Below are 22,019 nucleotides of genomic sequence, written 5' to 3' on the forward strand. Positions count from 1 at the left end.
TTATTTTGACGCTTGTTAGCCGCAGAGTCCGTCATCCTTTCGTATGTGTTGACACAATCGAGCCTTGACGCCAATAAACTGGTCAAATATCCTTCTCCACACTAAAAAGTGTCGACAATCTTGGTTGCAAGTATGCAAGGCACGCAGCAGATGGGAAGGTTGGGTTAGAAAATGGCCAATGCGGAACAGGTGACAAAAGCGGACGGAAAAGCGCTGCAGGGTACGCAGAGCCTGGCCGACCGCCTGTTTCTCTCCCTGCGCAAAGACATCGTGGAAGGCCGCATGGCCGCTGGCAGCAAAATCAGCGAGCCGGAACTGGCCCGCCGATTTGATGCCAGCCGTGGCAGCCTGCGCGAAGCACTGATGCGGCTGGATTCCTTGGGGCTTATCGAGCGCAAGGTAAATGTCGGCGCCCGTGTGGTGGAGTTAAGCGGCCGCGGCCTGCTGGAACTCTACGATGTGCGCGAAGCCCTGGAAGGCATGGCCTGCCGCCTGGCTGCAGAAAACCGTTCCGAAGCCGACCTCGCCGAACTCCGCCAGATGCTGGAACGCCACGAGCAGCAGGAAGAATTGCAGGCGGGTACCGCCTACTACCAGCCGGAAGGGGACTTCGACTTTCACTTCCGCATCGTGCAGGCCTCCAACAACGAACTCCTGATCGACACCCTGTGCAACAAACTCTATTACCGCGTGCGTATGTACCGCTATCAGCTGGGTATGGCCAGCCCACGCGCCCACCGCGCCTTTCGTGAGCACAGCCACATAATTGAAGCCATTGAGGCCGGCGACGGCGAACTGGCAGAAATCCTGATGCGCCGGCATATCCGCGCATCCCGCAGTAATATCGCAAAGAAATTATCTAGCAGCTAGCTAACACCTAGCCAACTCGTAACTAACACCGAATCTTGAGAGAAAAGTGAATAGGGGCAACATAATGAGCAGACTTGAATCCGCCGGCGCACGTTTCCGCCAGGCCCTGAACGACAACCAGCCACTGCAGGTTGTCGGTACCATCAATGCCTACACCGCCATCATGGCCGAGCGCATTGGCCACCAGGCTATTTACCTGTCTGGTGCCGGTGTGGCCAATGCTTCCTACGGCCTGCCGGACTTGGGGATGACCAGCCTGGAGAACGTACTGGAAGACGTACGCCGCATCACCGCGGCCACTCATCTGCCACTGCTGGTGGATATCGACACCGGCTGGGGTGGCGCATTCAACATCGCGCGCACCATCAAAGAAATGATCCGCGCCGGTGCTGCTGCCGTTCACATTGAAGACCAGGTAGCGCAGAAGCGTTGCGGCCACCGCCCCAACAAAGAAATCGTATCCAAAGAAGAAATGGTCGACCGCATCAAGGCTGCCGTAGATGCACGCACCGACGATGATTTCTTCATCATGGCCCGTACCGATTCGTTCGCGCAGGAAGGCCTCGAAGCCGCCATCGACCGCGCCCAGGCGTGCATCGAAGCCGGTGCCGACGGCATCTTCGCCGAAGCGGTAACCGAGCTTGAACACTACCGCGCATTCAAAGACGCGCTGAACGTACCGATTCTCGCCAACATCACCGAATTCGGTAAAACCAAGCTATACAACAAACAGGAGCTGGGTGAGTCCGGCGCCGACATGGTGCTGTACCCGCTATCTGCGTTCCGTGCGATGAACAAGGCGGCTGAGAATGTGTACAGCAGCATTCTGGCAAATGGCGACCAGCAGGCCGTGGTCGACACCATGCAGACCCGCGCAGAACTGTACGACTACCTGAACTATCACGAGTTTGAAGACAAGCTCGACGCGCTTTTCAAGAAGTAAGCGTTCAAGCAGTAACAACGACGTAAACCAAATTTCATCTAACCGAATAATCAGGAAAACTAGGGGAAATAGAGATGGCAGAGAAAAAAGTTGGCGGAGCAGGCCTGCGTGGTCAGGTAGCCGGTAAAACTGCACTTTCCACCGTTGGTGTATCCGGTTCTGGCCTCACATACTGTGGCTACGATGTAAAAGACCTGGCAGAAAACTGCGAGTTCGAAGAAGTCGCCTATCTGATTTTTAATGGCGAACTGCCCACCAAAGCACAGCTGGCAGACTACAAAGGCGTACTCAAAACCATGCGCGGCCTGCCGCAGCCATTGCGCGAAGTGCTCGAGCGCATTCCGGCAGACGCCCACCCGATGGACGTCATGCGTACCGGTTGCTCCATGCTGGGTAACCTCGAAGGCGAAGAGTCCTTCGATCAACAGCAAGATCGCGCCAACCGCCTGCTGGCCGCGTTCCCGTCCATTATTTGTTACTGGTACCGCTTCAGTCACGACGGCGTGCGCATCGAAACCGAAACCGACGACGATTCCATCGGCGGCCACTTCCTGCACATGCTGCGCGGCGAAAAGCCCAACGATCTGCACGCTCAGGTGATGAACGTATCCCTGATCCTGTACGCAGAGCACGAATTCAACGCGTCCACCTTCACCGCACGCGTGTGTGCTTCTACCTTGTCCGACCTGTTCAGCTGCATCACCGGCGCCATCGGCTCCCTGCGTGGCCCGCTGCATGGCGGCGCCAACGAAGCAGCCATGGAACTGATCGAGCGCTTCTCTTCTGCCGACGAAGCAGAAAAAGAACTGCTGGGCATGCTCGAGCGCAAAGAAAAAATCATGGGCTTCGGCCACGCGGTATACACCGAGTCCGACCCGCGCAACGGCATCATCAAGCTATGGTCTGAAAAACTCGCCGCCGACGTGGGCGACGACGTACTGTACCCGGTATCCGTACGCTGCGAAGAAGTTATGTGGCGCGAGAAGAAGCTGTTCTGTAACGCCGACTTCTTCCACGCATCCGCGTATCACTTCATGGGTATTCCCACCAAGCTGTTTACCCCGATCTTCGTAATGTCCCGCGTAACCGGCTGGGCCGCGCACGTATTTGAACAGCGCGCCGATAACCGCATCATCCGCCCAAGCGCGGAATACACCGGTCCAGAGCTACGCAAAGTTACCCCGATCGCTGAGCGCTAAGGAACCATTGAATAACTACAGCGAGGGCGCCTGGCGGCGTCCACTCGCTACATTATTCAAAGGTTCCTACACAATATGATGCGAAGGCACTGATGTCGGGTATCCCTCTACTGGACTGTCTGCGAGAGGGATCTCGCAGCCAAGCCCCCAGGGATGGGTATTCGGCGTGTCCAGTAGAGGGATACCCGACAGCAGTGCCGCCACCCAACGACTCGAACGCGTGACCTTCCAGATGAATACCGAATTCCGCAAAAACCTCCCCGGCACCGATCTAGATTATTTCGACACCCGCGAAGCCGTCGAAAACATCCAGCCGGGCAGCTACGCAAAACTGCCGTATACCTCCCGTATCCTGGCAGAAAATCTCGTCCGCCGCTGTGAGCCAGAAAACCTCACCGCCGCCCTCAAGCAGATTATCGAACGCAAGCGCGACCTCGACTTCCCCTGGTTCCCCGCGCGCGTCGTCTGCCACGATATTCTCGGCCAAACCGCACTGGTGGACCTCGCCGGCCTGCGCGACGCCATTGCAGAAAAGGGCGGTGACCCCGCCAAAGTAAACCCGGTGGTGCCCACCCAGCTGATCGTCGACCACTCCCTGGCCGTCGAACACCCCGGTTTTGAAAAAAACGCGTTTGAAAAAAACCGCGAAGTTGAAGAGCGTCGTAACGAAGACCGCTTCCACTTCATCAACTGGACCAAAACCGCGTTTGAAAATGTCGACGTAATCCCGCCCGGCAACGGCATCATGCACCAGATCAACCTGGAGAAAATGTCTCCCGTGGTACAGGTGCGTAACGGCGTCGCCTTCCCGGATACCTGTGTCGGTACCGACAGCCACACCCCAATGGTCGACGCCCTTGGCGTAATCTCCGTCGGCGTGGGTGGCCTTGAAGCCGAAAGCGTGATGCTCGGCCGCGCCTCCTACATGCGTCTGCCAGACATCGTTGGCGTAGAGCTAACCGGTAAACTGCAGCCCGGCATTACCGGCACCGACATGGTGCTGGCCCTGACCGAATTCCTGCGCCGCGAGCGCGTAGTTGGTGCCTATCTCGAATTCTACGGCGAAGGCGCCTCCAGTCTGAGCCTCGGCGACCGCGCCACCATCGCCAACATGACGCCGGAATATGGTGCCACCGCCGGCATGTTCGCCATCGATGAACAAACCATCGACTATCTCAAGCTCACCGGCCGCGACGACGAGCAGGTAGCCCTAGTAGAAAAGTTCGCGAAAGAAACCGGCCTCTGGGCAGATACCCTGAAAGAAGCCGAATACGAGCGCGTACTCAAATTCGACCTCTCTTCCGTAGGCCGCAACCTCGCAGGCCCATCTAACCCGCACGCACTGCTACCGGTATCCGAACTGGGTAACCGCGGCATCGCCAAAGAGTGGGAAGAAAAAGAGGGTGAAATGCCCGATGGTGCCGTCATCATCGCCGCCATCACCAGCTGTACCAACACCAGTAACCCGCGCAACATGATTGCCGCCGGCCTGATCGCGCGTAACGCCAACAAGCTCGGCCTTACCCGCAAGCCGTGGGTAAAAACCTCCCTCGCGCCCGGTTCCAAAACCGTAAAAATGTATTTGGAGGAAGCCGACCTGTTGCCAGAACTGCAACAGCAGGGCTTTGATGTGGTCGCTTTTGCCTGTACTACCTGTAACGGTATGAGCGGCGCGCTGGACCCAAAAATCCAGAAAGAAGTGATCGACCGCGACCTCTACGCCACCGCCGTACTGTCTGGCAACCGTAACTTCGATGGCCGCATCCATCCCTACGCCAAGCAGGCATTCCTGGCCTCACCACCGCTGGTCGTGGCCTATGCCATCGCCGGCACCATCCGTTTCGATATCGAAAAGGATGTACTGGGCCACGATAAAGACGGCAACCCCATCACCCTGAAAGATATCTGGCCGAGCGACGAAGAGATCGACGCGATCGTGAAGCAGAGCGTGAAGCCCGAACAATTCCGCGAAGTCTACATCCCGATGTTTGACCTGAATAAAGCGGAAGCAGAGAAGGGCGACCCGCTGTACAACTGGCGCGCCATGAGCACCTACATCCGCCGCCCGCCATACTGGGAAGGCGCACTGGCCGGCGAACGCACCCTCAAGGGCATGCGACCACTGGCGGTACTGGGTGACAACATCACCACCGACCACCTCTCGCCGTCCAACGCCATTCTCGCCAGCAGTGCCGCCGGTGAATACCTGGCGAAAATGGGCCTGCCGGAAGAAGACTTCAACTCCTACGCCACGCACCGCGGGGACCACCTCACCGCCCAGCGCGCCACCTTCGCCAACCCGAAACTGTTGAACGAAATGGTGCGCAGCGAAAACGGCGAAGTGAAGCAGGGCTCGCTGGCCCGCGTGGAGCCGGAAGGCAAAGAAACCCGAATGTGGGAAGCCATCGAAACCTACATGGACCGCAAGCAGCCGCTGATCATTATTGCCGGCGCCGACTACGGCCAGGGTTCCTCCCGCGACTGGGCCGCAAAAGGCGTACGCCTCGCCGGTGTAGAAGCGATTGTGGCCGAAGGCTTCGAGCGCATTCACCGCACCAACCTCATCGGTATGGGCGTATTGCCGCTGGAATTCCTCCCGGGCACCACCCGTGAAACCCTGGGCATCGACGGTACCGAAACCTTCGACGTACTCGGCGACCGTACCCCGGGCGCAACCCTGACCCTGCTGATTCACCGCAAAAACGGTGAAACCGTAGAAGTACCGGTGAAATGCCGCCTGGATACCGCCGAAGAAGTCTCCATCTACGACGCCGGCGGTGTACTGCAGCGCTTCGCCAACGACTTCCTCGAAGCCGAGGGTGCCGCGCAATGACCGCTTTTGCTCCCCAGATCAAAGTGCTCGCCACCTACATGCGTGGCGGCACCAGCAAGGGCGTGTTCTTCCGCCTGCAGGACCTCCCGGAATCCGCACAGGTTCCGGGGGCCGCGCGCGACAACCTGCTGCTGCGAGTGATTGGCAGCCCCGATCCCTACGGCAAGCAGACCGACGGCATGGGCGGAGCCACCTCCAGCACCAGCAAAACCGTCATCCTGTCGAAGAGCGAGCAGCCCGAGCACGACGTGGATTACCTGTTCGGCCAGGTCTCCATCGACAAGCCGTTCGTGGACTGGTCCGGCAACTGCGGCAACCTCACCGCCGCCGTCGGTGCCTTCGCCATCAACAGCGGTTTTGTCGATGCCGCGCGGTTGCCAGAGAACGGTATCTGCACCGTGCGCATCTGGCAGGCCAACATTAAGAAAACCATCATCGCCCACGTACCCATCACCAACGGGGAAGTGCAGGAGACCGGTGATTTCGAGCTGGACGGCGTAACCTTCCCGGCGGCGGAAGTCCAGATCGAATTCATGGACCCGGCCGATGGGGAAGGGGCCATGTTCCCCACCGGCAACCTGGTGGACGATCTGGAGGTGCCCGGCGTCGGCACCCTGAAAGCCACCATGATCAACGCCGGCATCCCGACCATTTTCGTCAACGCCGCGGATATCGGTTACACCGGCACCGAACTGCAGGAAGCCATCAACGGTGACGACAAGGCGCTCGCCATGTTCGAGGCTATTCGTGCATATGGAGCGAAGGCCATGGGCCTGATCGACAAGGTGGAAGAGGCAGCCGCTCGCCAGCATACCCCCAAGGTCGCGTTCGTCGCGGCACCCAAGGGCTATGCGGCCTCCAGTGGCAAGCAAGTGGACGCAGGTGAAATCGACCTGCTGGTGCGCGCGCTGTCCATGGGCAAACTGCACCACGCCATGATGGGCACCGCTGCGGTGGCCATCGGCACCGCCGCCGCCATTCCCGGCACCCTGGTCAATCTGGCCGCGGGGGGAGGGGAACGCAATGCAGTAACGTTTGGCCATCCGTCCGGGACCTTGCGGGTTGGTGCGGAAGCGGAAGTCGTCAATGGGCAGTGGACTGCTACCAAGGCCATTATGAGCCGCAGTGCGCGGATTCTGATGGAGGGGTGGGTGCGGGTGCCTGGCGATTCCTTTTAGTCTTCTTCACCGTAGAAACCGGGAGCGGTGGTGAGAGCTGTCTAAGCTGTCTTCCAAAATCGAAAGAGCGAGCCTCAATTGAGGCTCGCTTTTTTTATGCTTGTATTTGCCTGTTCGCCAATTAAATAAGTGTACAAAAAGCAACCATGTCGTGGGTGGTATATGAGGCTAATTTCTTTTTTTAAATGCTGAGCCGTTGACTTGAAAGGAGATTAAAATACTATCGGTGATCGCTATATTAGGAAACAATTATTGTTTTTGAGATTCTGCAGCAGTTTATAGTAATTCAACGTTAAGTTTTTATAGAAATATAATGTAGTCAAAAAATAAACAGAGGGTTTATGCACATTACCAAGTTATCCCTAGTGAATTACAGAAACTTCAGGAATGCTAGGTTTCTGTTTAATAAAGGGATAAATACAATAATTGGCGAGAATGCGTCAGGGAAGACTAACCTATTCCGAGCAATGAGATTGTTGCTTGATAGCTCAATGCCTCGCTTCGCGACGAAGTTGGTAGAAGGTGACTTCTGTAGGGCGCTCGGTGATTGGCGAGGACATTGGGTTATTATTAGCCTTGAATTTGATGATATTGCTTGTGATGAAGCCAGTCAGTCTCTATTTCTTCATGGGGCTGGAAACGCCGAAGATGAGGTGGTCTCCAGAGCTACATACAATCTAATTTTTAGGCCTAAAGCCTATGTTCGGCAAGCATTGGCACAGCTTCCAGCTGGCGATCTTTCTGCATTAGAAACATACTTGAATACTATAAATATCGATGACTATGAAACCGTTCTGACAGGGAAGAGTGTTGTTAATTTTAATGATCCTGAAGTCTATCGAAACATAGTTGGAGACTTTGAATTGGTTGTTTTTCCTGAATTGATAAACAATTCCGATATCGGTATTCGCTTGCCTAATATCCTTAATATGCCCAATGAAGTTTCGTTTACCTTCATTAAGGCGCTAAGGGATGTTGTGTCAGATTTTCGCAGTAATAGAACTAACCCATTACTTACTCTTCTGAAAAGTAAATCGGGTGAAATATCCCAAGCTGACTTTCAGCCGATCGCAGAATTGGTTGGCGCGTTAAATAATGAAGTTGAAGGCCTATCCGACATTTGCGATATTCGTGATGATATTGCCACAACGGTAGGCGACACTGTGGGTGATACTTATTCACCCAGTTCAATTTCGATTCGTTCTAGTTTAACTGATGATTCGGATCAACTTTTTCAGGCTTTAAAGCTCTTTGTTTCTGAGTCAAATGATGGACATGAGGGGGCGATTCATGAAATGAGTTTGGGTGGTGCAAACTTGCTCTACCTAACGTTGAAGCTGTTAGAATTCAAGTATCAAAATTCCAACCAATCTATTGCAAATTTTCTTTTGATTGAAGAGCCTGAAGCGCATATACACACTCATATTCAAAAGTCTCTTTTTGATAAAATTAACTATAAAGATACTCAGATTATCTATTCAACCCACTCTTCACACATCTCGGAAGTTAGCAACATAGAGAGTATGAATATCATTGGTCTGGTTAATGGTTCCGGTGAGGTGTTTCAGCCTTCATTGGGGCTTAATGAAGATCAGATTGGCTTTGTTCAGCGATATCTAGATGCAATACGGAGTAACCTATTATTTGCACGAAGCGTTGTGCTTGTTGAGGGGGATGCTGAAGAAATCCTTATTCCTATACTGATAAAGAAAGTTTTGGGTTTAAGCTTGGATGAAATCGGTGTCAGCTTGGTCAATATTCGAAGCACCGGTTTTGAGAACGTCGCAAGGCTGTTCGATGAGCAAAGAATTAGAAAGCGTTGCAGTATTATTTCGGACCTTGATGCAGCTTTTTTCGATACTGTGGTTTTGGAAACGGATAATGCTGCACTCAAGAAGAAAAAAGAAAAAGCTTTGAGTTCGCAAGAAGTCGGGTTGGCTCGTAAGGTAAGGCTAGATGCCTTCTGCTTGAACAACCCATGGGTTTCAACTTTTTACGCTGATCATACGTTTGAAGTTGATTTTATTAAGTCATCCAATGAGTCCTACCTTAAGAAAGTTGTTGGGGACGTCTATGTTCAGCCAGCTTTGAAAAACACAGCAATAGAAGAGCTTTCTTCACCTGATGTAGCGGTCTCGGGCTCTAGAGCGTTAACCATGGCAAATTACCAGGGTAAAGGCTGGTTCGCCCTTACGCTTGGCAAGGTTATTGATTTTAAAGTGGCTATACCCGAATACATTTTTGATGCTGTAAAGTTTGCTCATGGGAACTTTAATGAAGAGCTTATTTTTAAAATGCTCAAGCACCGTTATGAGTCAGTTGTTGATCACGTTAAATATGGGAGGGAAATTGTAGAGCGGTTGAGTGAAGAAGGAAACTCTGCTCGGAAAAATGAATGGGAAAATTACTTGGCTCCATATGAAGCAGGTCTGGCGGAATTCACTCCAAAATGGAATGATTTTAATCCAATAGTTGGTGATATTGGCGATATTAAATCTCACTTAATAAACGACTTTCCTGTAGAACGAAACGACGTTTTGTTAAGGGTCTGATCATGTTTGTATGGGATGACGGAGACTTAAACGCTGAGCAAGTGGCGGCGATTAGTGAGCCAAATAACGTGTTTTTGATGGCATGCCCGGGAAGTGGTAAGACTCGGACGCTTACCTATAAAATTGCTCTTGAGTTATCAAGGTTGGATGATCCAAAAAAATGGGTTGTTGCAATCACCTACACACATAGAGCTGCTGATGAAATACGTGATCGTATTGAAGCTCTTGGTGTAGACACTATGCAGCTGTGGATTGGGACAATCCACGCGTTTTGCTTAGAGTGGATATTGAAGCCATACGGCCTATATCATCGAAGGCTGATGAACGGGTTTAAAATAATCAACTCGTATGATTCTGAAGAGATAATATCTAGGATTTGCTCGAATATTCGTACAGAGCGTATTCGTTATGGGGAATGTAATCATTACTATGAGTCTCGGGGGTTGGTTTTAACATGTGCCAGATATCGAGCTCCACTAGTGCAACGAGTTTTGAATTGCTATCACCAGCAACTTGAAGATAATAATCAGATCGACTTTGAACAAATTTTATATTTTTCTTATGAAATAATTTCGGAAAATTTGGCGATAGCCAAGATAATATCTAATCTGTTTTCCTATGTCCTGATTGATGAGTATCAAGACACCAAGGAGATACAGTATTCAATTGTTTCGAGCATCGTAAAAGCTAGTCGAGGGCGGGTCAAAACATTCATTGTTGGTGATCCCAACCAGGCTATCTATGGTTCTCTTGGGGGCTACGCAATTGCACGGAATGAACTTGAGCGGCTTACAGAAGTTTTGTTCACTCCGATGGCTTTAAATAAGAATTATAGGAGCTCTAGAAAAATTATCGATTACTATCGAAGTTTCAATGTTAGTCCTAGCGCTACAGTCGCTGAAGGTGAGCATGCAGATTACGACAGCATTATTACCTACGACCAGCTTACTCATAAAGAAGATTTAGTTGAAATAGTTAGCAGGCATATTGAAGATAGCATTCAGAATTACGGTGTTTTGGAAAGAGAAATTTGTGTGATCGCGCCTTGGTGGATTCATTTGGCAGCGCTAACTCGTAATTTAGTAAATCGATTGCCACAATATAGTTTTGATGGTCCAGGGCTAGTGCCTTTCTCAAGAGATAATGAAAACTTTTGGTTCAAGCTGACTCAAATTGTGCTTACAGAGCCATCACCTAGCATGTATGTTAAGCGGCTTAGATGGGCTGCTGATGTATTAAATGATATGGAGTTGGCGTTAGTTGATGTTAACTTAATAAGCCCAAAGCAATTGTTAAAAACTGTCAACTCTATTTCTATAAGTGAAGAGGACGGTTTAATTTACCTTAGCTCATTCTTTGATGAAATGTTTTGTGTTCTTGGGATTGATTTCAATCTATATCCAATGCTGAAGGATCATCACGAATCCTTTTTCAATAGTGCGCAGAATAGGATCGATAGGTTGAGAAGTGAGAATGCATACTTTGCAACAGATATAGGTGCATTTCGCCGAGCCTTTAAGCCTAGAACAGGGATAAAGGTATCGACGATACATGGAGTAAAAGGAGGGGAGTATGATGTTGTTATTTCTTTTGGGCTCCTTCAGGGGCTGGTTCCGAATTTTAACGATTTGTCTGTCGATAGTGCAAAAAAATTACTTTATGTGATTGGTTCAAGAGCTAGAAAAAATCTTCATCTAATATCAGAGAGGGGAAGATTTTTCGGTAGGGGGCAAAATAGAGAAGAGCGCCAACCTACAGAAATATTGCAACAGTTGAACTATGCGTACGATCAAGATTTCCCTTGATGCAGCGAAACAAGTAGGGTCAGATCAATAAAATCGGTGGTTGGCAAATAACATTTGCAATCCCCCGTTCTAAAAAATTGCTCAATTGATTGGGGTTTAGCTAGAAGGAAATCGCTTGGTCACAGGGATAAAATTACAACATGCTTTTCAAAAACAATCTATCGGCGCCCGTGGCGAGATAGCACTTTTTCGAGCGTTCATCCAGGCTTTTAATGGTCTAGGAGCAGAGGCATTAGCAAAGGAGTATCACGGGAATCGATATCAGGTCATCTTTCAGCAAGCGCGCGGGGCTGGACGTCCTTTACCCCGTTGTGAACTATGCGACGTCCTAATTATTAATTACCCCGCCGGCGACCCCACCGCTGCACGAATTACCTTTAACCAGGCAAAGGTATCTTCAAAGCAATTTGGCTGTAGAGGGGGTGTCAGGGGTAAACCCTATCGGTTTCGTGGAAACCTCGAACAATGGGACCTGCTCTCTAATCGGCCGCTCATAAGTCCAGCGACACGCACGTTTCTGCCACCAGCAGATCTTCTTTCTGGATCCCTTCTTCCTTCGGTTGGGACATTTGGTGTTTTTTATCCAGTTGGGGCTGGATTCGACTTTGCGTACTTTGTTGCTGACGGCCTCAGTGCGTTAAACAATGGTTCCGGCCGGTCGGGCACACTGGAGTGGAACAATCCAGTACACCAGCTTCGTAAGATCTCAGGCTATACGGAGGTAACTGGAACTTGTTGTATGCAGACGTTTGGGGATGCATTACTGTCTGGTCACGTTGGCACCCCGATTAGTCAGCTATTGATGAACTCTGCTAGCCCTTTCGAACTACGTGCTTGGTTGGCAGGAATGCTCGTTACTTTAAGCCAGGAGCATCGCGACTCACAACTTCCTGAGGAGCTATTGGAAGGGCTTGAGCTTGATCGAAAAGCTGACGATATTATGTCGTTTGGTGAAGAGCGACCAAAGCCCATTCGGGCAGTGATCCTAGTAAGGGGTAACCGCCAAGAATCTTGAAGAAATCGAAGGGTTTTGCGTTTCTTTCACGTAGTAAGGCGTACCTAAGTGGGACTAGATCAACTATATAGGATGGATTTTATTCAATAAAAAGGACACCCACCAAATAGAAATAAAAAAGGACACCCACTAAAGAATAAAAAGGACACCCACCAAATAGTGCCTAGCAGCACAAAGCGTCCGTCACGAGTATTTTTGCTTGCGCGCAAGAAGTAATTGTTGGAAGGGCAGGCTCGTGTGGCTTTTATCACGTATTCCGTATGATTGGGTGGGCCGCGCACGCAGTGTACGCTCGCAGCTGACCTGTGATGTAATTCAAGCGGGGAAAAGAATAGGGTTTAGGGTATTGCAGGATGAGGTGACAAGAGACGTTCGCACTGACGAATTCCGTGCACCCAGCGCTTACCAAGCTGCTCGCAAGCGGTGCGAACAGAATGGCCAGTGCCTACCAAGGATTTAAACCGGCTTTCAAAATTTCTATTCAGATAGGTCCATTGCTTTGGATCAATTTGCAGGCGATCCAGAATGGGAGGAAGTTTTTCGTTGATTGCTCCCCGCTTATCTTCTCGTAGGCAGCGTCCGCTCCAGTCCACCAATTCAATATAGTCCTCTAGCCGAAACGGTAGGCCTGTAGGCATGGCTTCTTTGGGATTCCCGACAAATGGCAGCAGCGTGGTGGGCTGCTGTGCCTGTTTTGCAGAGAGGATACGTTGTTTGATTGAGGTATGGTCCGATGTCTCTGGGGTTTCGGCCATTTTCGCGCGGATTGGATTAAGGTCAACATAAGCCATGCAGGCTGCCAGCGCCTTTTCGTCCAGTAATGCTTGGGATTTAAAACGGCCCTCCCAGAATCGTCCGCTACACTGGTCTTCGCGATTGGATTCCCGTGCAATAAACTCGTTCAAGTAGCGCATAAACCAACTGATATCACTCAGCCGTGTCTTCCAGATTTTGGCTACCTCAGACAGTCGTGCAAGTTCGGCAGAATCCAGGGACTCCCCACGGTAAAAACGCTGCGATAAGGCAGAGCCTTTGCACAGCCGATGCCATCGAGACACCACCTCTAGCAGGTCCCAGCCGTCAGCCTGTTGCTGGTTCACGAATAACACGACATGATAATGGTTGCTCATGACGGCATACGAACAAACATCTAGGGCGAATATTCTGGAAAGTTCCAGCAGCCGGTCTTCTATCCACTGTCGACGGTGCTCAAAGCACTGCCCGGTGCGCTCATCACGCCCGCAAAGAAAAGCGCGGTGTACACAGCGGGAAACGCAGTGATAGTAGGGCGTTGTGCTTGGATCAATCAGATTTGATCGCGGTTGGGTCATGGCTATTAATGGTGCTGTATGTATAGCCAGTATTTTGCGATGAATTATTTTAAATGCAAGTGTTTGGCGTAGGATACCTTATCTTCTATGGGTGTCCCATTGTTGTTCCCAGAGCCTTTACACAGCTGGTGCCAGCGCTCAATCACTTCGTGCAGTTCCCAGTCTGCTGCACGTCACTGATTAATGTGCAGTACCACATGGTAGTGGTTGCTTGTCACAGAGTAAGCGCAGACATCCAGAGCGAGGATTTGTGCTGGCGTCAGGAGTTTTTCTTCATTCCACTGGCGACGATGCTCAAAACATTGCCCGGTACGATCATCCCACCCACACAGAAAAGCGCGGCGTACACAGCGGGAGACGCAGTGGTGGTAGGGCGTGGCACGGAGGGAGATCAGAGCACTGCGAGGGAGTCCCATTTGTGGTCATCCATGCTAGTGGATGAATAACCAGTATTTTACGTGGGTGTGAGCAGTTTGCACTAGGCGTGGCGTGGAAGGCCTATGGTTTGTTGGGTTTCATGAATTTATACCAACATCATTGCCGGTATAAGGATTCCTTCACTTTCTGGCTTCTAACAATACTGCCCAAAAATCGACATGTGCCATAACCGATTCCGGCTGCAACGACATCATCTCCATCAAAACCTTCCCTCAACGTATCATAGAAGTTGTTAAACCAGGCCATACTGAATCGGCACCTACAGAGCATGGTAACGTCGGTGTGACCTGGTCTACTACAAGGTGACTAAGGCATCATTTCCAGCAACTCCTTTGCCTGCTGCCTCTGGGCTGAGTTTGGCACTACGTCATCACCGTAGCCCGAACCAAGAATTTCCTCGTAAAGCGGTTTATAGATCGCTGGTGCGACAGGTGCATCATGCTTCGCGATTTTTCCGCTGGCATCGGTGTATGACAATCCTTTCTCAATTGCCCTCAATCCAAACCCGAGGCTTGCTGCACTTTCATCCAGCCCATCCGGATTGTTTACCAGAGAGTACCCAATCAACTGAGGGGTGATATTGTCAAGTTGCGTTATCGAATAGTTCGCCAGCGCCTCTCTCACTACACCCATTTGTTGAATAGTGCCCATATTTAAACCACCCAACATTTGTCCTGCCAGCGGGAGTAGAAGGGGCATGACATTCTCATAGGGAATACCAAACGACTTTACCTGATATGAAGTAGCAGTCCCTGACATTGTCGCGCTTCCTGCTAATCCCGCCACGGAAGCAGCCGCAGTACCGGAGGCGTTAAATCCCTGAATACCGATACGATGGCCATAACCGAAATACCATTCATTGACAGGGCCGCCGTTAACAGCAGGAACGGTCGTGTACTTCACGATATCGACAACGAAGTAGGTTGCATTCATTTTTGCTGCCAGTGCAAACCCGCGAAAACCGAGTGCGAGCATTGCAGAAACGCTCGCCTGAATAGCACCGCTTTGCAGTACATTACAGGAGTCTACAGAAGGTACAGATGGCGGGGTTATCCAATCTACCTGTTCTGGATTATCGACAATTAGCCCCTTCAATGCCAACACGGTTCCGTCGCTATCCGTCGCACCGCCGACGGGTATATAGGCAATAGTATCCATGACATATATTCCTTTTATATGGTTTATAAGTTACTAGTAGTTATGGACCGCAGTCATACAAATCTCCGGCTTTGCTCCTTTGCTGTGACGATGGGTTATCATCACCGGAAACACCGAGAGACTCATAAATACCTTGAATAACATTGCTATCAACTGCAAATCCAGAACCAATCACATTTAAACTAGAAGGAACATCAACCGGGGCTCTATCTAACGCTTTTGGCAAATTCCAGCCCTTGTTTATCGCGCGGAGTCCATACTCATAGGAAACTGCAAAACTTTGTTGGGGAACCTGGGATTCAGGAACAATTCCTATCACATTGGGCTGAAAACTGTCCATGTTGTTTGGATTGGTCATCACCCTAAATAGCTCATTAACCCCCTCACCAAGGCCAGACGCGCTAGTTTGATCAAAGCTTGCAATACCACTATTAAAAAACTTTATGTCATTTAGAGCGCCGCCACCGATAACAGTAGCCTGCAGCATCACTGCACTCCCTTTCGCCACTGCGCTCGCGGCCAATCCACTCACTGAGAAGGCTGCATCACCAGAAACCTGCGAACTAGCAAAGGCAATTCTTCCACCGACCCCCCAAATATTAAGACCTTGCCCGCTGTTCAGTGGAACAGCGACAGGCTGTGTCGCAATAATATCTAACAAAAAATAGGTTGCCTTCGCATCACCGCCAATCACCAGGCCCTTAAACCCAATATTTGCCATTACTTCGGCAGAGACAAATGAAGAAGTAATATTCACATCGTAAGAGGAGAATTCCGGAGCATCTAAATTTGTACCACTTTGGCCAACAGTGAGATGAGGGTTTACCCTATGAACCGCCGTACATAAAGCATCGAAATCCCCCGAGGGGGAAATGGGCGTGTAAAACATTTAACCTCTCCTTTAGTTCATTATTAGTCATATTTGGTCAACAACGATGAGGGATAGATTGCCTCATTGTTATTAATTGCGGTTATTTTTAGGACTGAACTGGAGTTCAGTTCTAGTGGCATCTTGATGTGTTGCTTATCGTTATGGTTCTCATGCGCCGTACATACTACGATGGATAGCTGATCTGCATAGACAGTTTTTCCGCCATGTTCAGTTAATTATCAGATGGCTGTTGGATATTCTGTCTCGAGGGAGTTTGAGGTGTCATTGGGTCGATCTGTGCGCCTGGGGTTCACTATTGAGGTTATTTGTAGGGCACCAGCGACGATGGTTTTTGGGAGTGCTCGTAATCTCCTATTTTCATAGGGCGATGTTAGCTCCTGGAAAAACTAAAGGACACCCATTAACTTTGAAAGCTAAAAGCTAAAAGCTAAAGGTTGAAAACTAAAGGACATCAATTAACTTACGTCAATAAATTCAAGGCTGAAATTTCGAGAGCTTGAGTTCGTATTTGTTACTTGAGGGTTAAAATGAAGGCTTGAATCCTAGTTTCATACGATCTGCGCTGTTCGGTTTTCTAATGGTGCAGCGAAGGCTCGTAGCCGCTCTGTGGTGACGTTGAGAATAAATGGGGACAGATCAACATTATGACACCAATTAGCACCCACTGAGTTTTTCGCCCATTAGTCTAAGGTCATAACAAAAAGGGAAGCGGTGGTTCGACATGCAGGTGTACGCCTGGGTGTAGATGACCAATCACCTCCACCTGCTGGTAACTCCAAACGAATGAGGTTGGGTCCATGGATAGGAAACCACTCGACACAGAAATTAATCACCACACAGCAAAATTTATCGTGGGTTTTATCGCCTTGTCACTGGCGAGTTTGACTGACCTGCTAACGCCTGGGGTCAGTATTAGCTCGATTAGCCTGTCATACCATTTATCCGATACTGCCCGAAATGTATTCGTTGGGGCTCTCTGTGTCATATCGGCTTTTCTCTTTTCGTATAATGGCTACTCATTGTTTCAAGCTGTCTTGAGTAAAGTCGCAGCGGTTGCTGTCGCGGTAGTGGCATTTTTTCCGTGCGATTGCTTTGCAGGTCGGGGTGTCGAGGGGGCAGCTGCAGAGTCCACGATGGTTGGGGTTGTCCATACCACCGCGGCAATTTCCATGTTCGTTATGCTCGCAATTTTTTGCTGGCTGTTTTACCTGAGAGCCAAAGGCAAGGGTTCTAAAGAAGCGAAGGTTAGGGGGCTAATTTATCGAGCCTGTGCAGTGGTTATGCTTGGCGCTATGGCCGCACAGCTGCTCGATATTCTTGGCTGGGTGGACTTTAGCGGGATTACTCACCGGTTGACCTACTATGTCGAAGCGACAGGGTTGATAGCCTTTGGTATTGCATGGCTGACCGCCAGTCGCATGTTGCCATTTATTACCAATGAAGATGAGCGTATAAAAATCGAGCTTTCTGGGGGCTAGCTGACCTCATTTGGGTGGTTTCATTGCCCGGGTTTGGCTTTTTCTGTCCTTTTTGTGAGTGAATTCAGCAACGATTCAGTTGCGGCGGGTTAAAAAGCAGGTGTGAATCCAAGGAATACGCACCATGCGCCAAGCCCCATACCGTTTACTCGCCGCTCTCGCCATCACTTTGACGCTCGGGGGCTGTGTCACCTACCCATCAGCCCCGCCAGTGATGGTCGAGCAAACCTATATCCGCAAGGCACCGCCGGTCTACTCCTATTCAGTGATCACCGACCCCGGCTATCGCTACTACGACGAAGCCCTCGGCGTATACGTATTCTACGACCGCAGCGACGTGTTCTATCGCCAGGGGCGCTACTACCGTTGGTATCAGGACCATTGGATCAGCGCGAATCACTGGCATGGCCCCTGGATTCCTGCCCCGAATCTGTATGTCTCGATCAATTTCAATGATCGCTGGCGTACCCGCTTGCACCGCCATGGCCATAGCTATGCCGGAGGGCACCACCACAAGCCGCCGCGCCGGCATGCTTATGACGATGGTTACAAGCGTCGGGATCGGCATGACAGCAACCCATACCGGTATGATCGTCGTGAAAAGGCCGAAGATCGTCGTGAGGACCTCTGGGACCGTCGCGAGGACCGTAAAGATCGTCGTGAGGAATTCAAGGATCGTCGTGAGGAACACAGGGATCATCGCGATGAGCGCAAGGATCGCCGTGAGGAGCGCCAGAATCGTGGCCGAGACGGTGTTCAAGGGTTTGCTGGCGTAGCCAAGCCAAAGGGGCGGGCGTTTCAGGCGGATAATCGGAGCGGAGACCACCGTAACGACCGCCGCATTGAGCGCGTGAATGAACGCCGGAACCCAGGTCGTAATCCAAATCGGGTTTCAAGCCGGGACGAGCGGGTGGTTAACGTTGCGGGCAAGCAGGCCGGCATTCGCGACCCACGTATTGTTCCTGCGGTAGATCGTCCTGCAATCGATCGCCGCGCGGCGCGCGACAGGCGCAAACCACAAAGCCAGCGCGCCCAGCACCAGCGCCAGTCTCAGCGCAATGCGCCAAATGATCGGCGCAATACGGCCGCGAAGCCAGCTCAGCGCCAGGAGCGCAAGCAACCAAAGAACGAGCAGCCAAAGAAGAAAGAAAGGAAAAAGGAAAATAAGTCCAAAAAGAAAGCGGATCAGCGGGATCAGGCACGTACCGTGCGTGATCCGCGTACCCGGCGGTCCAATGAAGCACGCCGTCAGATCGATTGATCCGGTTTATCAACTCGCCCCGTTAATACGGCAAGCTAACGAGTCAATGCTGTAACGCATGCTTCCGGTCGATACTATGGCTGTTTTCTATAATAGTAAGAGTAGCGATTGCGATGAAGCCTACCGTTCTTGCCCTTTCTTTGTTGTCTATAGCCCCATTGGCTGCGGCCGATAGCCCATATTTTGATCAAGAGCTCCCGGGAGCGAAAGCCAAGCTGTTTGCCAAAGATACCGTGTCGGTGACTGGCCGTTACGAATACGGTATCGCCTTTTCTAAAGATCTGGACGAGATGTACTTCTCGGGGCAGCAAGACGGCAAGCCAGCTGCGATCTATTCGTCCAAGTTGGTTGACGGCGCGTGGCAGCCCATCAAGCAGGAGGCGTTTACCAAGGGCCAGAAAGCGGGCGAAATGCAGCCGTTTTTTAGCCCGGACGGTAAGCAGCTATTCTTTACCGCCTATAACGCCGACTTCACCGATACCAAGTTCTGGACGGTGGGGCGTGTTGCCGATGGCTGGGGTGCTGCCAAGAAGCTTGCATCACCGATCAACGACAGCGAAGTGTTCTATTCGACGCTGGCCGGTAATGGCGACCTGTTTTTTACCAATATCATCGACTCCAGCGTCTACCATGCACCGCTGGTTGACGGTGAATATCCCAAGGTAGACAAGGCGGGTATCGAGCTTGGTATCCACGGATTTATCTCGCCACAGCAAGACTATCTGCTGGTTGATGCCAAGGCCGCGGGTGGTGAGCGCAAAGACAGTGACATCTACGTTTACTTCAAACAACCCGATGGCGGTTGGTCCAAGCCGGTTAGCTTGGGCAGCGAGGTAAACTCGACCCACAGCGAAACGGTGCCGAGCGTTACTCCGGATGGTAAGTACCTGTTCTTTAGTCGTTATGATGAAGAGGGCGGTATTTCAAACTTCTATTGGATTAGTAGTGAAGTAATCGACGAGGTGCGCCCTGCGCCCAGGCTGACTGGACCTTATCTGGGCCAAAAACCGCCAGGTAAAACTCCTGAAGTGTTTGCGCCAGGTATCGTCTCTACTCAGTTGCGTGACTACAGTGGTTTTTTCTCGCCCGATATGAGCGAATTTTATTTCACGAGAAAAGCAAGAGATGAAAATAAATGGTCGCTAATTAGCTACAAAAATCAGAACGGTAATTGGCAAAAACAATCAACCGAGCCAAGGGTCGGGCGGCCAATTTTTTCTCCCGATGGCAACACCATGCATCTGGGTAAGCAATTTAAAACACGCACGGCCGATGGTTGGTCAGAGATTAAAAGCCTGGGCGCGCCTTACGAAGACATTCGTATTATGCGGCTGATGTCATCGGCCAAGGGCACTTATGTGTTGGATGAGGCCACGCGAGATGGCTCTGGCCCTATTCGTTACTCGCGTGTGGTGGACGGGAAACGTCAAGCGCCACAGCCGTTTGGCCCGGAGATCAACGCGGGCAAATGGAATGCGCACCCGTTCATTGCCCCAGATGAGTCCTACATGATCTGGGATGGAGAGCGTACCAGCGGTTATGGCGATAACGACCTGTATGTCAGCTTTCGGCAGCCTGATGGCTCCTGGGGCGAAGGCATTAATATGGGTGACAAGATCAATACCGAGGTTGCCGAAGGCGGGGCTATCGTCACACCAGACGGTAAATACCTGTTCTTTAACCGCACCGGCGACGATGGCAATGGTGATATTTATTGGGTCGATACCAAGGTGGTGGAAGAACTACGATACCGCGATGCCAATAACCTGTCGGCCACAGCAACACCCCTTGAAGCCAAGATCAGGCATTGGAACATGCCCGACATTAAACGGAATTTTTGGCACATTCCGCTGCTAGCCAAACCTTGGCTGGATACAAAGCCCACCGATAAAAATGATGGTATTGCGGTAGGTGAGTTAGGTGTTGATGCAGGCCATTCGGAGGCGATTTTGGCCCTGACAGAAGAGGTCGCCGATAAGCAGCACGACAAGCTGGATAGCCTATTGATTGCCCACAAAGGCAAGCTGTTATTTGAATCTTACTACGCTCGGGGCCGTATCGATTTACCACACCCGCAATCTTCCGTTACCAAGGCCTATACCACACTGGCGTTAGGTCGGGCGATGGAGCTGGGTTATTTAACGCTAGCGGATCTGGATAAACCCATTGTCAGTTTTTTGAAGGGGCTTGACCGCTCCAAGCTGGGAGAGGGTGCCGACAAGATAACTCTGCAAAGTGCCCTGGATATGAATTCGGGCTTACAGATTAGTGATGAAGATGATGGTAAGTACGACGCCAACCCGGAAAAATATAGTGGTGTTGGGCTAGTACAGGCATTTTTGGAAGATACTGCCCCCATTACCGACGATAGCCGGAGGTTTGAGTATTTGGGCGCTAACCCGATTATGGTCATGCAGGTTATTGAGAGCCTGGTGCCGGGTTCCGCCGAATCGTTTGTTCGGACAGAGGTGTTCGGTAAGTTGGGCATCACCAATTACAGTTGGCGCAATGACGCCAGCGGCCTGGCGAGGGGTGAAACCGGCTCAAGCCTGACATCGCGCGATATGCTAAAGCTGGGCATCCTCGTGATGAATGATGGGCAGTTCAACGGCGAGCAGCTGTTGTCGCAAGAGTTCGTGCAACGCCTGAAGCAACATAACCTGTCGCTAACGGATCAACAGTCGCAGGACTTTTACAGCGGCGCCAACCTCTCGAACCCTGGCTATACCAATTATTGGTGGCCCTTTGATATGACTGTTGGCGACAAAACCTATTCGGTGACCTCGGCGCAGGGTGCTGGCGGTGTTGCCATTCTGGTGATTGATCAGCTCGAGCTTGTGATTGTGGTAACGGGCCATACCCGTGAATCATTTTTGCAGATGGCGGCTGAAAAAATATTGCCGGCCTTTGGTGGGTAATGATTGGGTTTGTTGCTGAGTGCCGACTTTTAGGTTCTGTGAAGTCACAGAGATGAGAGGGCGGATTAACAAGGTAAGGTGAGCGCATTTCCGGTGATTGTCGATATCCCGAATCTTTTGGGTAGACGTCATGGTCGTGGATGAGCTT

At 51.0% G+C, this 22,019-nt stretch carries 15 protein-coding genes; 11 read left to right on the forward strand and 4 right to left on the reverse strand.

Annotated features, from left to right (window positions below; genetic code table 11):
• Positions 1-171 precede the first annotated feature (171 nt).
• The 8 genes from KUV22_RS02245 to KUV22_RS02280 all read left to right on the forward strand — a co-directional run bounded on the left by KUV22_RS02245 (position 172) and on the right by KUV22_RS02280 (position 12,395).
• Positions 172-870 (forward strand): GntR family transcriptional regulator, encoded by a 699-nt coding sequence (locus KUV22_RS02245; protein WP_222228018.1) that lies wholly within the window; start codon positions 172-174, stop codon positions 868-870.
• A gap of 64 nt (positions 871-934) precedes the next feature.
• Positions 935-1,813, forward strand: coding sequence for a methylisocitrate lyase (gene prpB / locus KUV22_RS02250; RefSeq protein ID WP_222228020.1), 879 nt, complete (start codon positions 935-937; stop codon positions 1,811-1,813).
• Between the two features lie 74 nt (positions 1,814-1,887).
• Positions 1,888-3,012 (forward strand): bifunctional 2-methylcitrate synthase/citrate synthase, encoded by a 1,125-nt coding sequence (prpC, locus tag KUV22_RS02255; RefSeq protein WP_222228022.1) that lies wholly within the window; start codon positions 1,888-1,890, stop codon positions 3,010-3,012.
• A 166-nt stretch (positions 3,013-3,178) separates the two neighbouring features.
• On the forward strand, positions 3,179-5,845 hold the full coding sequence (gene acnD, locus KUV22_RS02260) for a Fe/S-dependent 2-methylisocitrate dehydratase AcnD (RefSeq protein WP_315857489.1): 2,667 nt from the start codon (positions 3,179-3,181) through the stop codon (positions 5,843-5,845).
• Positions 5,842-7,023, forward strand: coding sequence for a 2-methylaconitate cis-trans isomerase PrpF (gene prpF / locus KUV22_RS02265; protein ID WP_222228023.1), 1,182 nt, complete (start codon positions 5,842-5,844; stop codon positions 7,021-7,023). Before acnD ends, prpF begins: the two co-directional genes overlap by 4 nt.
• A gap of 341 nt (positions 7,024-7,364) precedes the next feature.
• Positions 7,365-9,575: an ATP-dependent nuclease gene (locus KUV22_RS02270; protein WP_222228024.1), complete on the forward strand. Its 2,211-nt coding sequence runs from the start codon at positions 7,365-7,367 to the stop codon at positions 9,573-9,575.
• Positions 9,576-9,577: 2 nt separating this feature from the next.
• A complete protein-coding gene (locus tag KUV22_RS02275) occupies positions 9,578-11,380 on the forward strand; it encodes a UvrD-helicase domain-containing protein (protein WP_222228025.1) in 1,803 nt (600 codons plus the stop codon).
• Positions 11,381-11,495: 115 nt separating this feature from the next.
• Entirely contained in the window at positions 11,496-12,395 is a 900-nt protein-coding gene (locus KUV22_RS02280; protein WP_222228026.1) for a hypothetical protein, read from the forward strand.
• Between the two features lie 338 nt (positions 12,396-12,733).
• On the opposite strand, the gene KUV22_RS02285 is transcribed toward KUV22_RS02280, so the two are convergent.
• The 4 genes from KUV22_RS02285 to KUV22_RS02300 all read right to left on the reverse strand — a co-directional run bounded on the left by KUV22_RS02285 (position 12,734) and on the right by KUV22_RS02300 (position 16,211).
• Complete coding sequence (locus tag KUV22_RS02285; RefSeq protein ID WP_315857490.1) at positions 12,734-13,525, reverse strand: transposase; 792 nt, start codon at positions 13,523-13,525, stop codon at positions 12,734-12,736.
• A gap of 374 nt (positions 13,526-13,899) precedes the next feature.
• Complete coding sequence (locus tag KUV22_RS02290) at positions 13,900-14,142, reverse strand: hypothetical protein (protein WP_222228028.1); 243 nt, start codon at positions 14,140-14,142, stop codon at positions 13,900-13,902.
• A 328-nt stretch (positions 14,143-14,470) separates the two neighbouring features.
• Positions 14,471-15,322, reverse strand: a complete 852-nt coding sequence (locus KUV22_RS02295; RefSeq protein WP_222228029.1) for a hypothetical protein — start codon at positions 15,320-15,322, stop codon at positions 14,471-14,473.
• A gap of 40 nt (positions 15,323-15,362) precedes the next feature.
• Complete coding sequence (locus KUV22_RS02300) at positions 15,363-16,211, reverse strand: hypothetical protein (RefSeq protein WP_222228030.1); 849 nt, start codon at positions 16,209-16,211, stop codon at positions 15,363-15,365.
• A gap of 800 nt (positions 16,212-17,011) precedes the next feature.
• On the opposite strand from KUV22_RS02300, the gene KUV22_RS02305 reads away from it, so the two are divergent.
• The 3 genes from KUV22_RS02305 to KUV22_RS02315 all read left to right on the forward strand — a co-directional run bounded on the left by KUV22_RS02305 (position 17,012) and on the right by KUV22_RS02315 (position 21,871).
• Entirely contained in the window at positions 17,012-17,692 is a 681-nt protein-coding gene (locus KUV22_RS02305; protein ID WP_222228031.1) for a DUF998 domain-containing protein, read from the forward strand.
• A 124-nt stretch (positions 17,693-17,816) separates the two neighbouring features.
• A complete protein-coding gene (locus KUV22_RS02310; protein WP_222228033.1) occupies positions 17,817-18,953 on the forward strand; it encodes a hypothetical protein in 1,137 nt (378 codons plus the stop codon).
• A 113-nt stretch (positions 18,954-19,066) separates the two neighbouring features.
• Positions 19,067-21,871 (forward strand): serine hydrolase domain-containing protein, encoded by a 2,805-nt coding sequence (locus KUV22_RS02315; protein ID WP_222228035.1) that lies wholly within the window; start codon positions 19,067-19,069, stop codon positions 21,869-21,871.
• The last annotated feature ends 148 nt before the right edge of the window (positions 21,872-22,019 follow it).

The sequence above is a fragment of the Microbulbifer agarilyticus genome (assembly GCF_019800665.1).
Lineage (GTDB): Bacteria > Pseudomonadota > Gammaproteobacteria > Pseudomonadales > Cellvibrionaceae > Microbulbifer > Microbulbifer agarilyticus_C.